Raw genomic sequence first — 15,978 nt, 5'->3', positions numbered from 1 at the left:
ATGCTGAAAAAAATCGCCCTCGCCGCTGGTACTGTGCTGTTTGCCGCCAACCTGATGGCTGCCACGCCGGCCAAAGCACCGCACGTGCTGCTGGACACCACCAACGGCCAGATCGAAATCGAACTGGACCCGGTCAAGGCGCCGATCAGTACCAAAAACTTTCTCGACTACGTGAACAGCGGTTTCTACACCAACACCATTTTTCACCGTGTGATCCCGGGTTTCATGGCTCAGGGCGGCGGTTTCACACCGCAGATGCAGCAGAAAGAAACCAAGGCGCCAATCAAGAACGAAGCCAGCAATGGTCTACATAACGTTCGTGGCACCCTGTCGATGGCACGTACTTCCGATCCAGACTCGGCCACCAGCCAGTTCTTCATCAACGTCAAGGACAACGACTTCCTCGACCCGGGCCGCGACGCTGGTTACGCGGTGTTCGCCAAAGTGGTCAAAGGCATGGATGTGGTCGACATCATCGTCAACTCGCCGACAACCACCAAACAAGGCATGCAAAACGTGCCTTCCGACCCTGTGATCATCAAGTCGGCCAAAGTCATCGACTAAGCTGTACAGGGCGTATCGAGCGGCGGGAATTTAACCTCACGCCGCTCACACCGATAAAAGGAGAGCCCGTACTCCGGGCGGTTATCTGATGCTCTATCGCCGTTTCGAACAACTGATCGACATATTCCGTGAAGCCCCGACGGCGTCTCCGCCGGACCGCGTTCTCCCCTTCTATACCTATTACCTCAAGCAGGTCTGGCCGAGTTTCGCCGCCCTGCTCGTCGTTGGCCTGTTCGCCGCGCTGATCGAAGTGGCGCTGTTCAGTTACCTGAGCCGCATCATCGACCTGGCCCAAGGCACACCTAACCCGAATTTTTTCAGCGACCACGCCCTCGAACTGACGTGGATGCTGGTGGTTGCCCTGGTGCTGCGCCCGATCTTCTTCGGCCTGCATGACTTGCTGGTGCACCAGACGTTAAGTCCCGGCATGACCAGCATGATTCGCTGGCAGAACCACAGCTACGTGCTCAAGCAGAGCCTGAATTTCTTCCAGAACGACTTCGCCGGGCGCATCGCCCAACGCATCATGCAGACTGGCAACTCGCTGCGTGATTCGGCGGTACAAGCGGTGGATGCGCTGTGGCATGTGGTGATCTACGCAATCAGCTCGCTGGTGTTGTTCGCCGAGGCCGACTGGCGCCTGATGATCCCGCTGCTGACGTGGATCGTCGCCTACATCGGCGCGCTGTATTACTTCGTACCGCGGGTGAAAGACCGCTCGGTGGAAGCCTCCGACGCACGCTCGAAACTGATGGGCCGCATCGTCGACGGCTACACCAACATCGCCACGCTGAAGCTGTTTGCCCACACCAATTTCGAACAGCACTACGCCAAGGAAGCCATCGAAGAACAGACCGTCAAAGCGCAAATGGCCGGCCGCGTCGTCACCAGCATGGACGTGGTAATCACTGCCATGAACGGTTTGCTGATCGTCGGCACCACGGCGTTGGCGCTGTGGTTGTGGACGCAATCGCTGATCACTGTCGGGGCGATTGCCTTGGCCACCGGTCTGGTGATTCGCATCGTCAACATGTCCGGCTGGATCATGTGGGTGGTCACCGGCATTTTCGAAAACATCGGCATGGTCCAGGACGGTCTGCGCACCATCTCGCAACCGGTCAGCGTCACCGATCACGAGCAGGCCAAACCGCTGAATGTGGCCAGTGGCGAAGTGCGTTTCGAGCACGTGGATTTTCACTACGGCAAGAAGCGCGGGATCATCGGCGACCTCAACCTGAACATCAAACCGGGCGAGAAAATCGGTTTGATCGGGCCTTCCGGCGCGGGTAAATCGACGCTGGTCAACCTGTTGCTGCGCCTGTACGACGTCGAAGGCGGACGGATTATGATCGACGGCCAGAACATCGCCGAAGTCGGTCAGGAAAGCCTGCGGGCGCGGATCGGCATGATCACCCAGGACACCTCCCTGCTGCACCGTTCGATCCGCGACAACTTGCTGTACGGCAAACCGGATGCGACTGATGCAGAGCTGTGGGACGCGGTGCACAAGGCGCGCGCCGATGAGTTCATTCCGCTGCTGTCGGACGCTGAAGGTCGCACGGGTTTCGATGCGCATGTGGGTGAGCGCGGGGTGAAACTGTCCGGTGGCCAGCGCCAGCGCATTGCGATTGCGCGAGTGCTGCTCAAGGACGCGCCGATCCTGATCATGGACGAAGCGACCTCGGCACTGGACTCGGAAGTCGAAGCGGCGATTCAGGAAAGCCTGGAAACCCTGATGCAGGGCAAAACCGTGATCGCGATTGCGCACCGACTCTCGACCATCGCCCGTATGGATCGGCTCGTGGTACTGGAAAACGGCAAGATCGCCGAGAGCGGCACCCATGCCGAGTTGCTCGCTCACCGTGGTTTGTATGCACGGTTGTGGGCGCATCAGACCGGAGGGTTTGTCGGCATCGACTGATACACAATACTCCCTGTGGGAGCGAGCTTGCTCGCGAAGGCACCGTGTCAGTCGATACTTGCGTTGCTGATCCACCGCTTTCGCGAGCAAGCTCGCTCCCACAGTGGACATGCGACAACTCCAAAAACCGCCACAGCCCGCCAATCACGTGCGCTGGCGGTTTTTTTGTGTCTGGTGGAAATCCGGTAAAAGCCTGCTGTACTCAGCCAAGGTTCCGGAACGGAGCCTGTCGTAAGTCTGCAAGGACGCACAACTCGATGCAGTCTCGATAGCAGGGCTATCAAGGACGCCTCTCATGTCTCTGTTCAAACGTTCAGTCACTGAGTTGTTGGGTACGTTCTGGTTAGTATTGGGTGGTTGCGGCAGCGCGGTGATCGCCGCGTCTTCACCGCTGGGAATCGGGGTGCTGGGGGTGGCCCTGGCGTTTGGTCTGACGGTGCTGACCATGGCATTCGCCATTGGCCACATCAGTGGATGTCACCTCAACCCGGCGGTGTCGGTGGGTCTGTTCGTCGGCGGTCGGTTTCCGGCCAAAGAGTTACCCGCCTACATCATCGCGCAGGTGCTCGGCGCGATTCTCGCGGCGGCGCTGATCGCCCACATCGCCAACGGCAAGGAAGGCTTCGATATCGCTACAGGTCTTGCTTCCAATGGTTATGGCGAGCATTCGCCGGGCAAGTACTCGATGGCGGCAGGGTTTGTCACCGAGCTTGTGATGACCGCGATGTTTGTCATCATCATCCTCGGCGCCACCGATAAACGCGCGCCTCCCGGGCTGGCCCCGATCGCCATCGGCCTGGGCCTGACGCTGATTCACCTGATCTCGATTCCGGTGACCAACACCTCGGTGAATCCGGCGCGCAGTACCGGGCCGGCACTGATGGTCGGCGGCTGGGCGATTGCGCAGTTGTGGATGTTCTGGGTCGCGCCGTTGATTGGCGCGGTGGTGGGTGGCGGGATCTATCGCTGGCTGGGCAAAGAAGAGTAGCCACGGCATACACAAAACAAATGTGGGAGCGAGCTTGCTCGCGAAGGCGGTGTGTCAGCTGATATCAATGTCACTGAAACACCGCTTTCGCGAGCAAGCTCGCTCCCACAATGGATCTAGGCTTGACGGTAGGGCAAGGCTGTTTTGGCTTCTTCGGCGTAGGCGAGGATGCCTGCACGCTCCTGTTGCAGGAAATCCTTCACCGCCGCTTTCAACCCCGGATGCCGCAAGTAGTGCCATGAATGGGTGATCACCGGTTCGAACCCGCGAATCAGCTTGTGCTCGCCTTGGGCGCCAGCATCGAAACGCTGATAACCCTGCGCAATCGCGTAATCCATCCCCTGATAAAAACAGGTCTCGAAGTGCAGTCGATCAAACTCCGCCAGACACCCCCAATAGCGTCCGAAGAAACTGTCGCCACCCACCAGACTGAACGCCATCGCCACCGGCCGTGAGCCCTGTTTGGCCAGCACCACGCGGATCGCTTCCGGCATGCGCTCGGCCAACAGACTGAAAAATTCCCGCGTCAGATACGGGGTCTGACGGCGCACCGCGTAGGTATTGGCGTAACAGGCGTAGACAAAATCCCACTGCGCCTCGCCCAGCTCGCGGCCCTCCAGCCACTCAAACTCAAAGCCCTGTCCCGCCACTTGCTCGCGTTCCTTGCGCATCTGCTTGCGCTTGCGCGAACTGAGCACATCGAGGAAATCCTGGAAGTCGCGATACGCGCGATTCTGCCAGTGATACTGACAGCCGATGCGCTGCAGCCAGCCAGGCTGTTCGGCCATCGCAGCATCGGTGAAAGCGTCGGTGAAATTGATGTGTGCGCTGGAAAGCCCTTCGATCTCCAGGTAACCGGGCAGGCTCTTGAGCAGCTCGAAACCGTCTTCGACATTGGCTGCCAACAGGCGCGGGCCGCTGACCGGACTGAACGGCACAGCGGTCAAAAGCTTGGGGTAGTAGTCAATGCCGGCGCGGGCGCAGGCGTCGGCCCAGCCGTGATCGAACACGTACTCGCCGTAGGAGTGCCACTTGCGATAACTGGGTAACGCGGCGATCAGACGATCGTCCTCGATGTGCAGCAAATGCTCCGGCTGCCAGCCACTGTGGGGGCCAACGCTGCCACTGTCCTCCAGCGCACTGAGAAAGGCATGGCGCAGAAATGGCTGGTTTTCAGGCACCAGCGCATCCCAGCTTGCGGGAGGGATTTGCGACAGGTTTTGCAGGCGTTGCAACGGCATCAAAAAGCTCTCCACAACAGGACTTCAGCGCCCGGCGAGTATCGCCCATTGCGCGGCATTGCACACCCGCAATCGGCCGACAGCGCTCTAGATCGATAGTTCAGGGCGAATCGATATCGTCATCAACCTGCCATCACTGTGCCACTGCTCTGTCATAAACCATCGCGATACTGGCGCCTGTTTTTAGAGCGCCGGGTTCTACCCGGACACTGTTTTCCGACGTTCAAATCGTCGGTTGTGCCCCGGATGGTTCAGCCATCCCCTCTCATCTTCGGAGATTGCTATGCGTCTTGCTTCCACGAAAACTGCGGCGGCCCTGTGCGGTGGCTTGTTGCTGGCCATGAGTGTTCCGGCCAGTGCTGCAGTCGACGCCAAACTGCTCGACATGCTCAAGGCTAACGGTTCCATTTCCCAGGCACAGTACGTAGAACTGCAAACTGAACTGGCCAAGGATCAGAAGGCTCAGCAAATCGCGCAGCAGGCGCAGCAAGAGACCAACGAACAAGTCGCTGCTGTTGCAAAGAAAACCAACGAACAAAGCGTCTTCGACCAGAAACTGGCCTGGGCGGCCAAGACCCAATTCAAGGGCGATGTGCGTATCCGTCAGGAAACCATCAAGATCGACGGCGAGCCGAACAACGGCGGCCGCGACAAGGATCGTCAGCGTATTCGTGCCCGTCTGGGTGCCTACACCGAGATCAACCCGCAGGTCGACACCGGCATCCGTATCGCCACCGGCGGCGGCGACGATGCCCGCTCCACCAACCAGGACCAGGACAACTACTTCGACAAGAAGCAGATCTGGCTCGACCTGGGTTACATCGACTACCACCCGGATCAGATCAAGAACCTGCACATCATCGGCGGCAAGATGCTTCAGCCGTGGGTCAGCATGGGCGACGTGATCTGGGATAGCGACATCAACCCGGAAGGTCTGGCCGTTACTTACAAATACCCGTTGGGCGGCAGCGCCGAACTGTTCGGCAGCCTGGGTAACTACAACCTCAAGGACAACGTTGACGGCGATGGCGTGCAATTCCGTCACGACCTGCGTCTGACCGCTGGCCAGTTGGGTAGCCGCTTCAACATCACCGACAACCTGAAAGTAACCGTGGGCGGCAGCGTCTACGCCTACCAGAACGACGAAGACAGCCGCTGCACCGGCACTTCCACACCGTGCGCACTGGCGGTCAACGGCAACTCGGCCAACAACGAATTCCGTCTGTATGAAGGGTTCAGCCAGGTCGACATCGGCGGTCTGCCGATGCCATTGTCGTTCTATGGTCAGTACGTGAAGAACAACGATGCCGTCACCGATCAGGACACTGCATGGCTGTTGGGCGCCAAGTCGAAAGTCTTCGGCCTGAACCTCGATTACAACTATCGTGACGTGCAGCGCAACGCCGTGGTCGGCGCCTTCACCGACTCCGACTTCGCCAACGGCACCACCGGTTCGCGTGGCCACAAGTTCAAGGTCGGTTACGACATCGACAAGAACTTCGCCATCGGCGCTACGTACTTCCTGACCAAGGCCGACTTCGCCAGCCGTACCCAGCGTGACGCTGACGCCAACACCCTGCAGCTGGATGCAGAAGCCAAGTTCTAAGAAAACAGCGACAAGCTTCGAGCGACAAGCTGCAAGTCACCGCTCCCCTTGCGATTTGCCGATCGAAGCTGATTTTCCTGCAGCCCGGTGCAGTTACAGCGATCCCCATCATCCGTTCGCTGGCGCTGCATCGGGCTGTGTTTTTTCACGGGCTATCGTCCCGCCGCTGCGCCGCCAGGCGTTCAGCCAAGGCATCCACCCCCTCTTCCGGTTTCTCCGGCATCGCCTTCAAGGTGGCTTGCATCAACTGCATCTGACGAATGAAACGCCGACAGTTCGGGCAAAACATCAGGTGATGACGCACCATCAGCTTTTCGCGAAAGCTCAATTGGCCATCGAGATAATCGCTGGAGCGCGCCACTTGTTCCTTACAGGTCAGCATTCCCCGGTCTCCTCAAAATGCTCCACGGTCGCGAAGACTTTCAGCCGCGCACGATGCAGCAGCACACGGACATTGGAGAGCGAGATCTCCAGAAGATTACAGATCTCTTCCAGCTCCAGCCCCTGGCGCTCACGCAACAGCAAAACGCTGCTTTGCAATTCCGACAGATTCAACAAGGTGTGCTCCAGACAGTCGCGCAATTCGCTTTCGGTCAGCAGCGCTTCCGGTGTGTCCTGGTGCCAGGCGAACGGGGCGACCAGCCAATGGCCGTCACCGGGAGAAAAGCGGTCGTCGTCGATCGTGCCGTGGGGCGATGGCAAATCATCCATCAACACTTCCCGGCGATTTTGTTTATAACGACTTTTGGCTGAGTTGGCCGTGATGGTCAACAACCAGGTCTTGAGACTGGAGCGACCTTCGAAACTGGCAATATGGCGCACCACCGACAGCCAGGCGTCCTGCACCACTTCTTCGACATGACGCTGGCCGACAATGGCATACGCCACGGCGCGCATGGCGCTCTGATACGTCGTCACCAGTTCCTTGAAAGCCTTTTGCTCACCGGCCAGCAGGCGCGCAAGCAGTTGGGTGTCGTCAGCCGCCATCCAAAAATCTCCTTGTACCGATTCCGAAAATGACAGCGGCAGGTTTTCACCTGCCGCCATTTCCGAAAAACTACAGCGTTTGAGCCGATTCGGATGTAGGAAAGGTCGGCGCGATTAAGGGGAAATTAAACCCTTTTCAACGCTTGCGCAGAATCACGCTGCCGATCGAATAACCCGCGCCGAACGAACTCAACACCGCCAGCGAGCCGCTCGCCAGATCATCCTGATATTTGTGGAAAGCAATCACCGAACCTGCGGAGCTGGTGTTGGCGTAGGTGTCGAGAATCACCGGTGCTTCTTCTTCGGTGGCTTCACGGCCCAGCAGCTTGCGTACAATCAGGTGATTCATGCTCAGGTTGGCCTGGTGCAGCCAGAAGCGCTTCACGTCGCCGACGTTGAGCTGGTTCTCTTGCAGATGTTCACCAATCAGCTCGGCGACCATCGGGCAGACATCCTTGAACACCTTGCGGCCTTCCTGCACGAACAACTTGTCGCGAGCACCAACGCCCTCTTCAGCCGCGCGGTTGAGGAAACCGAAGTTGTTGCGGATGTTGTTGGAGAACTTGGTCAGCAGCTTGGTGCTGACCACGTCGAACTGGTGCTGGGACGTCGCGGTGTCAGCACGCTCGATGATCACCGCAGTCGCGGCGTCGCCGAAGATGAAGTGGCTATCGCGGTCACGGAAGTTCAGGTGACCGGTGCAGACTTCCGGGTTGACCATCAGGATCGCCCGGGCCTGACCCAGTTGCACGCTGTTGGCGGCGGCCTGAATACCGAAGGTTGCCGAAGAGCAGGCAACGTTCATGTCGAAACCGAAGCCTTGAATGCCTAGCGCTTCCTGGACTTCGATGGCGATGGCCGGGTAGGCGCGCTGCAGGTTGGAGCAGGCGACGATCACGCCGTCGATGTCAGCGGCGGTTTTGCCGGCGCGTTGCAGGGCCTGTTCGGCCGCGCCGATGGCCATCTGGCAGAGCACCGACCATTCGTCGTTGGAACGTTCCGGCAGGCGCGGAGCCATGCGTTGTGGATCGAGGATGCCGTCCTTGTCCATGACAAAGCGGCTCTTGATGCCGGAAGCCTTTTCGATAAACGCAGCGCTGGATTCGGTCAGGGCCTGGACTTCGCCGCTGGCAATGGCCTCGGCGTTGTCGGCGTTGAACTGGGCGACGTAGGTATTGAAAGACTGCACCAGCTCTTCGTTGGAGATGCTGTTGGCCGGGGTGTACAGGCCGGTGCCGCTGATGACGACGTTATGCATGGTCGTTTCTCTAATCTGTTCAGGCAGAAAGTGCTGGAACCGTCGTACCAACACACAAAGGGTCTATTCCCGTCCGGGGGACGCAAACCTGGCATCGCTTTATTCCGTCTCGCACCACGGCCGAAGGCTCTGGGTCGCGAAACCGGCGTTTATGGTCGCGAAGTTTGCCATAAACGCAGGCTTTTGGCGCCTTTCTCAAGCACAACCCACATCCCAATGTGGGAGCGAGCCTGCTCGCGAAGGCGGTGTGTCAGTCACAGGGATAGTGTCTGATATACCGCTTTCGCGAGCAGGCTCGCTCCCACAGGAGGATTGCGTATGTCTCCAGGTCAGGGCTCGACCTGAGTCCACTGCTTGTTCAGGCGTTTGTCGGAGATCGGCACCTTGGTGCCCAACTGCTGGGCGAACAGCGACACTCGGTATTCCTCCAGCCACCAGCGATACAACTCAAGCTGCGGATCGCGTTTGCCTTCCTGCGCATGTTTCGCCGCGCGGGTCTGGTATTGCGCCCAGAGGCCGGCGAGTTCGCCGCTCCAGACGCGATCTTTCTGCACCTGCGCGCCGAGCTTCTCGAAACGCTGCTCGACGGCTTTCAGGTAACGCGGCAGTTCCTTGAGCCACTGCATCGGCGTCTCGCGGACAAAACCCGGGTAAACCAGATTGTTGATCTGTTGCTTGATGTCGTTCAACGCCACGGCCTGGGCCAGATCGATCTTGCCCTTGAAGCGCTTTTGCAGACCGTGCCAGACCTTGAGAATCTCCAGCGTCAGCCGCGCCACCCGTTCGGCATGCTCGGTCCAGCTGCCGCGTTTGCGCTCGGCCAGTGCCGCCAACCCGGCGCCATCACGCGGCAGCGGGTCTTCGCCCTCAAGAATGCAACTGTCGAGGCTGGCCAGTAGAATGTCTTCGACCAGCGCATCGACCCGACCCAGTTCGCGATAGAGCAGGCCCAGTTCAGTCTGCCCCGGCAACTTGCTGCGCAGGAACTTCGCCGGCTCGGCCAGTTGCTGCATCAACAACCGCTGCAAGGCGCGACGATGCTGGAACTCGGCTTCAGCCGGGGTCGAGAAACGCCCTTCCTTGACCGCTCCGCCCTCTTCGACCAGCGCCGGATACACCGTCATCGATAGCCCGGCGATCTTCTGCTGAGTCTTTTCCGCCACCGGCGCGAAGACTTTCGCCTCCACCGGTTGCTGGCTTTTCGCACTTTGCGGCACCGCCAACGCAGCCTGACTGGCTTCGGCAAACCGTGCGGTCAATTCGGCCAGATCCCGACCTTCACCTAGGAATTTGCCTTGGCCGTCGACGATTTCCAGGTTCATCCGCAGATGCCCCTCAACGCCTTGCTCAGCTTCTGCCCACGCCTCATCGCTGACCCGCGCCCCGGTCATGCGCAACAATTCGCGGCCCAGCGCCTGCGGCAACGAGCCGTCGGCAAAGGTCATGCGCTGCAATGCAGCCTTGATGAAGTCCGGCACCGGCACAAAATTCTTGCGCAGCGCTTTCGGCAAGTTGCGCACGAGAGCGATGCACTTGGCTTCGATCATCCCCGGCACCAGCCACTCCAGGCGTTCCGGCGGCAGCATCGGCAACAACGGTGCCGGCACGCGCAGGGTCACGCCGTCGCGCGGGTGATTGGGTTCGAAGTGATAGGTCAGCGCCAGTTCCAGATCGCCGATGTGCAGCGTGTCCGGGTAATCGCGCGCGGTGACTTCACTGGCCTCGCGGGCAAGCACGTCCTCTTCGCGCATGATCAGCAATTGCGGGTTCTTCTGGCTGTTGATGCGGTACCAACTGTCGAAGGTCGCGGTCTGGTGAATCTCCGCCGGCAGCCGCGCATCGTAGAACGCGTACAAGGTTTCTTCGTCGGCGAGAATGTCGCGACGGCGGGCCTTGGCTTCCAGTTCGTCGAGCTGTTCCAGCAGTTGTTTGTTGGCGCTCAGGCACTTGGCTTTCGACTGAATCTCGCCACGCACCAGGCCTTCGCGGATAAACAGCTCTCGGGAGACCACCGGATCCACCGGACCGTAATGCACCGGGCGGCGGCCGACCACGATCAGCCCGAACAAGGTGATCTGTTCGAACGCCACGACCTGGCCGCGCTTCTTCTCCCAGTGCGGTTCGAAGTGATTTTTCTTGATCAAGTGCCCGGCCAACGGTTCGATCCAATCGGCGTCGATCTTGGCGACCATGCGCGCATAGAGCTTGGTGGTTTCCACCAGTTCGGCGGTCATCAGCCATTGCGGACGCTTCTTGCCGATGCCCGACGACGGGTGAATCCAGAAACGCCGCTGACGCGCGCCGAGGTAATCGCCGTCTTCGGTTTTCTGACCGATCTGGCTGAGCAAACCCACCAGCACCGCTTTGTGCAGTTTTGGGTAGTCCGCCGGCTCTTTGTTCAGGCTCAGCTGCATGTCGCGACAGATCAGGCTCAACTGGCGATGGGAATCACGCCACTCGCGCAAGCGCAGATAGTTGAGGAAGTTCTTCCGGCACCAGTTACGCAGCGGGCTCGCAGTCAGCGCCTGGCGCTGCTCTTCAAAGCCACGCCACAGGTTCACTAAACCGGCGAAGTCCGAGTCGATGTCTTTCCATTGCGCGTGGGCCTGATCGGCGGCTTGCTGGCGCTCCGGCGGCCGCTCGCGCGGGTCCTGAATCGACATGGCACTGGCGACGATCAGCACTTCTTGCAGGCTGCCGAGCTTGGCCGCTTCGAGCAGCATACGGCCCATGCGCGGGTCGACCGGCAGGCGCGCAAGTTGACGACCGAGCGGGGTCAACTGACTGTTGCGATCCACTGCCGAGAGTTCTTGCAGCAGGTTGAAACCGTCGCTGATCGCCTTACCGTCCGGCGGTTCAATGAACGGAAACGCAGTGATCTCGCCAAGTCGTAGATGCAGCATCTGCAGGATTACGGCGGCGAGGTTGGTGCGCAGAATCTCCGGATCGGTAAATTCCGGGCGCCCATTAAAATCTTCTTCGCTGTACAAACGAATACAGATGCCCGGCTCGACCCGGCCGCAACGACCCTTTCGCTGATTGGCGCTGGCCTGGGAAATCGCTTCGATCGGCAGGCGCTGGACTTTGGCGCGATAGCTGTAGCGGCTGATGCGCGCGGTGCCGCTGTCGATCACGTAACGGATGCCCGGCACGGTCAGCGAGGTCTCGGCAACGTTGGTCGCCAGCACCACGCGACGGCCCGGGTGCGACTGGAAAATCCGCTGCTGCTCGGCCGGCGACAAGCGCGCGTACAGCGGCAGAATTTCAGTGTGTTTGATTTGGGCTTTGCGCAGCATGTCGGCAGCGTCACGAATCTCGCGCTCGCCGGGCAGAAACACCAGCACGTCGCCAGGACTGCGGCGTTCGCTGCGTTCGTAAGCGGCGATTTCGTCGAGGGTGGCGAGGATCGCCTGATCCACCGTCAGGTCATCCTCGACACGGTTACCCTCTTCGTCCTGCTCCAGCGTCAGCGGGCGATACCAGGTATCGACCGGGAAGGTGCGACCGGACACTTCGACAATCGGCGCATCATCGAAGTGCTTGGAGAAGCGCTCCAGATCGATGGTTGCCGAGGTGATGATGACTTTCAGATCCGGACGACGCGGCAGCAGGGTTTTCAGGTAACCGAGCAGGAAGTCGATGTTGAGACTGCGTTCGTGGGCTTCGTCAACGATGATCGTGTCGTAGCGTTCGAGGTAGCGGTCGTTCTGGGTTTCCGCGAGCAGGATACCGTCGGTCATCAACTTGATCAGGGTGTTGGAATCGCTTTGATCTTCAAAACGCACCTGATAGCCGACCAGCGAACCGAGCGGCGTGCCGAGCTCTTCAGCGACGCGGCTGGCAACACTGCGTGCAGCGATTCGGCGCGGTTGCGTGTGGCCAATCAGACCGTGCTGGCCGCGACCGATTTCCAGACAGATCTTCGGCAACTGGGTGGTTTTGCCCGAGCCGGTTTCGCCGGCGATGATCAGCACCTGGTGTTTTTCCAGCGCCTTTTTGATCTCGTCGCGCTTGGCCGCAATCGGCAAACTGTCGTCGTAACGAATCACCGGCAGGCTGGCACGGCGCGCCAGCACCTGATCGCAGGACGCCTGCATGCGCGTCACCCATTGGGCCAGTTTGGCCTCATCGGGCTTCTTGCGCAGCTCAAGCAACTGCCGCCGCAGCCGGTGACGGTCGGCGAGCATGGCGTGATCGAGGTTTTTCAGCAGTTTGTCGATGGAGGGCGATTCGTCGGTCATCGGGTAGGCAATTCGGTCGTCTGTTTATGCAGGGGGCCGATTGTCGCAGATTTGGCGGATTTGTGGCGTGTCTGGGGGATTGCTGTCCTCACCCTAGCCCTCTCCCGGAGGGAGAGGGGACCGATTGGGGGATGCTGAAGATGTTCAGCGACCTGAAACCGCTTTACCGAATCCATAATCGCCAAGGTCTTTCAGGTCTGCGTTTGGCGCAAGACACCTCGGTCGGCCCCCTCTCCCTCTGGGAGAGGGCTGGGGTGAGGGGCTTCTAAAAGAGTTACTCGTTATCGAGGCCTTTGCGCCGATACGGGAAGACGTCGATGACTTTGCCGGCACGAATCGCCTCCTGCAAACTCTTCCAGTAATCGGCGTTATACAACTCGCCATGCAACTGATCGAACAACTTGCGCTGCCCGGAATCGGCGAACAAAAACGGCGGAAATTCCTCTGGAAACACATCCAGCGGCCCGATCGAATACCACGGCTCGGAAGCCATTTCGTCCTCCGGTGTACGCGGCGCAGGAATGTGACGAAAGTTGGCCTCGGTCAGGAAACAAATCTCGTCATAGTCATAAAACACCACCCGCCCATGCCGGGTGACGCCAAAGTTTTTCAACAACATGTCGCCGGGAAAAATGTTCGCCGCCGCCAGTTGCTTGATCGCCAGACCGTAATCCTCCAGTGCCTCGCGCACCTGCGCGTCGTTGGCGTTTTCCAGATACAGATTGAGCGGGGTCATTCGCCGTTCGGTCCAGCAGTGACGGATCAATACCGTCTCGGCCTCCACCGACACCGTTGATGGCGCCACCTCCAACAGTTCTTCCAGACACGCCGGATCAAACTTGCTCAGCGGAAAACGAAAATCGGCAAACTCTTGGGTATCGGCCATGCGCCCGACCCGGTCGACGCTTTTCACCAGTCGGTACTTCTCGATCACCGTGGCGCGGTCGACGTTTTTCGATGGCGAAAAACGGTCCTTGATGATCTTGAACACGGTGTTGAAACCCGGCAGGGTGAACACGCTCATGACCATGCCGCGCACGCCCGGGGCCATGATGAACTGGTCATCGGTGTTGGCCAGATGGTTGATCAGGGCGCGGTAGAACTCGGATTTGCCGTGCTTGTAGAAGCCGATCGAGGTGTACAGCTCGGCGATGTGCTTGCCCGGCAGGATACGCCGCAGGAAACCGATGAATTCCGCCGGCACCGGCACGTCGACCATGAAATACGAACGGGTGAACGAGAAGATGATCGACACGTCGGCTTCGTCGGTGATCAGCGCATCGATCTGGATCCCGCGCCCTTCGCGGTGCAGCAGCGGGATCACCAGCGGCCATTGCTCGTCGCGGGTGTAAATGCGCCCGACCAGGTACGCGCCCTTGTTGCGGTACAGCACCGAGGAAAACAGCTCGACACTCAGTTCCGGGTCTTTGCACACCCAGTCCGGCAGGTTCTCGCGCAGTTGCGCTTCGAGGCGGCGCAGGTCACCGGGCAGATCGGCGTAGTCCTCGCTGAAACGGTAGTCGGCAAAAATGCTCGCGAGCATCCCCGACAACTGGCCTTGGGGTTTGTAGGTACGGGTTTGCGCGGCGCGGGCACGGCGCAGGCTCGGGCGCGTGGTGTGGATGAACATGCAGCCGTCGCTGATCAGGTCGTGGCTGAACAGCCCGCAGAAAATCGAGTTGTACCAGGTCTCGGACAATTCATCGTCGAAGCGCAGGTCGATGACGCTGATGTAGGCGCTTTTCACCAACGGCCAGCAGCTGACATTCATCAGCGTTTCGTCGTCAAAATATTCGCGCAGGCGGGCGATGGTTTCGCCGACCTTGTCTTCGTAGAGGTTGATCCGTGCTGCCGATGCGGTTTGCGTCTCCTGCCAGCGCGCCTGCTCGAAACGCTCCCGGGCGCCGTCGGTGATGCGCCGGAAATGCTCGCGGTAATCGTCAAAGCCATCGAGGATCATGCGGGCGATGTCGGTGGCTGGCCATTGCTGCGGCATAAATGAGACCTCGGCGTGCGTTGGGAAATCTGTGCCTGAGCTTAGCCACGGATGCGTGCGCAGGTGAAGTGCAATTTCTGCCAAATGCCATGCCAGTTGTAACGGACTGGGGTTTCGGCGTAGACGCGGCGGCCACGGAGAATTAAATGTCCGATTAGCGGTTGCCATCATCTGGGCGCTCGGCAACACTCTCGTCCCGATCAAGGAAGGAGACCCGCCGTGAGCCCTGTCGATATTTTCCGTATGTTGTCGCTGGCGGCCATCTGGGGCGCGAGTTTTCTGTTCATGCGCATTATTGCGCCGGTGATCGGCACGATCCCGACCGGGTTCTTTCGCGTGTCGATTGCGGCTGCAGGGCTGCTGGTGATTCTCGGGCTGATGCGCGTGCGCTGGGACTTCAAAGGCAAACTGAAGACAGTGATGCTGCTGGGCGTGATCAACTCGGGGATTCCGGCGACGCTGTATTCCGTTGCGGCCCAGGTATTGCCGGCCGGTTATTCGGCGATTTTCAATGCCACTACGCCGCTGATGGGCGTGCTGATTGGCGGGCTGTTCTTCAGTGAAAAACTCACCGCGGCCAAACTCGGTGGGGTGTTCCTCGGCCTGTTCGGTGTTGGCGTGCTGACCCGCGCCGGTCCCGTGGCATTTGACATGCAACTGTTGATGGGCGCCCTCGCCTGCCTGCTCGCGACCACTTGCTATGGCTTCGCCGGTTTCCTCGCGCGGCGCTGGCTGGATCAGGCCGGTGGACTGGACAGTCGTCTGTCGGCGCTGGGCAGCATGCTCGGTGCGACGTTGTTCCTGTTGCCGTTGTTCGGCTACAGCGTAATCACTGCACCGCCGGTCAGTTGGGGCGGCTGGAATGTCTGGCTGTCGCTGCTCGGTCTGGGTCTGGGCTGCACAGCGTTCGCCTACATCATTTACTTCCGCCTGCTCAGCTCGATCGGTCCGGTGAAGTCGATGACCGTGACCTTCATGATTCCGCCGTTCGGGGTTTTGTGGGGGGCGTTGCTGCTGGATGAGCCGTTGTCGATGGCGCATATCTACGGTGGCGTGCTGATTGCGGCGGCGTTGTGGTTGGTGTTGAAGCCTGCGGTGGTGAAACCGGCTGAGGTGCCGGCCCGATAAATTTGTGCTGTTGCCGAAAAGGCTATCGCGAGCAGGTTCACTCCTACA

The 15,978-nt window shown here is 59.7% G+C and carries 11 protein-coding genes; 5 read left to right on the top strand and 6 right to left on the bottom strand.

Going from position 1 to position 15,978, the window contains the following annotated elements; genetic code table 11:
• The 3 genes from ACZ0A4_RS02325 to aqpZ all read left to right on the top strand — a co-directional run bounded on the left by ACZ0A4_RS02325 (position 1) and on the right by aqpZ (position 3,473).
• Complete coding sequence (locus ACZ0A4_RS02325) at positions 1-564, top strand: peptidylprolyl isomerase (RefSeq protein WP_463572910.1); 564 nt, start codon at positions 1-3, stop codon at positions 562-564.
• Between the two features lie 88 nt (positions 565-652).
• Entirely contained in the window at positions 653-2,485 is a 1,833-nt protein-coding gene (locus tag ACZ0A4_RS02320; protein ID WP_463572909.1) for an ABC transporter ATP-binding protein, read from the top strand.
• Positions 2,486-2,780: 295 nt separating this feature from the next.
• Positions 2,781-3,473, top strand: a complete 693-nt coding sequence (gene aqpZ, locus ACZ0A4_RS02315) for an aquaporin Z (RefSeq protein ID WP_463572908.1) — start codon at positions 2,781-2,783, stop codon at positions 3,471-3,473.
• A 116-nt stretch (positions 3,474-3,589) separates the two neighbouring features.
• Here aqpZ and ACZ0A4_RS02310 read toward each other — a convergent pair whose 3' ends face one another.
• Entirely contained in the window at positions 3,590-4,714 is a 1,125-nt protein-coding gene (locus tag ACZ0A4_RS02310; RefSeq protein ID WP_463572906.1) for a GNAT family N-acetyltransferase, read from the bottom strand.
• A gap of 283 nt (positions 4,715-4,997) precedes the next feature.
• Between ACZ0A4_RS02310 and ACZ0A4_RS02305 the strand changes: the two genes are divergently transcribed.
• The gene (locus tag ACZ0A4_RS02305; protein ID WP_463572905.1) at positions 4,998-6,320 is read left to right on the top strand and encodes a putative porin; all 1,323 of its coding nucleotides are present in this window, start codon (positions 4,998-5,000) and stop codon (positions 6,318-6,320) included.
• Positions 6,321-6,465: 145 nt separating this feature from the next.
• Here the strand turns inward: ACZ0A4_RS02305 and ACZ0A4_RS02300 are convergent, their stop codons facing one another.
• The 5 genes from ACZ0A4_RS02300 to aceK form a co-directional block, all read right to left on the bottom strand.
• Positions 6,466-6,702 (bottom strand): anti-sigma factor family protein, encoded by a 237-nt coding sequence (locus tag ACZ0A4_RS02300; RefSeq protein WP_463572904.1) that lies wholly within the window; start codon positions 6,700-6,702, stop codon positions 6,466-6,468.
• Positions 6,696-7,307, bottom strand: coding sequence for an RNA polymerase sigma factor (locus ACZ0A4_RS02295; RefSeq protein WP_463572903.1), 612 nt, complete (start codon positions 7,305-7,307; stop codon positions 6,696-6,698). Before ACZ0A4_RS02295 ends, ACZ0A4_RS02300 begins: the two co-directional genes overlap by 7 nt.
• A gap of 136 nt (positions 7,308-7,443) precedes the next feature.
• Positions 7,444-8,565, bottom strand: a complete 1,122-nt coding sequence (locus tag ACZ0A4_RS02290; RefSeq protein ID WP_463572901.1) for a beta-ketoacyl-ACP synthase III — start codon at positions 8,563-8,565, stop codon at positions 7,444-7,446.
• Positions 8,566-8,894: 329 nt separating this feature from the next.
• Positions 8,895-12,806 (bottom strand): ATP-dependent RNA helicase HrpA, encoded by a 3,912-nt coding sequence (gene hrpA / locus ACZ0A4_RS02285; RefSeq protein ID WP_463572900.1) that lies wholly within the window; start codon positions 12,804-12,806, stop codon positions 8,895-8,897.
• A 274-nt stretch (positions 12,807-13,080) separates the two neighbouring features.
• Positions 13,081-14,802, bottom strand: a complete 1,722-nt coding sequence (gene aceK, locus ACZ0A4_RS02280; protein WP_463572899.1) for a bifunctional isocitrate dehydrogenase kinase/phosphatase — start codon at positions 14,800-14,802, stop codon at positions 13,081-13,083.
• A 219-nt stretch (positions 14,803-15,021) separates the two neighbouring features.
• Here aceK and ACZ0A4_RS02275 point away from each other — a divergent pair, with 219 nt between their 5' ends.
• Complete coding sequence (locus tag ACZ0A4_RS02275; protein ID WP_463572898.1) at positions 15,022-15,930, top strand: DMT family transporter; 909 nt, start codon at positions 15,022-15,024, stop codon at positions 15,928-15,930.
• The last annotated feature ends 48 nt before the right edge of the window (positions 15,931-15,978 follow it).

Source organism: Pseudomonas sp. AC172 (genome assembly GCF_979258595.1).
Note: the sequence above shows the minus strand (reverse complement) of the source record. Positions and strands in the feature narration are given on the sequence as shown.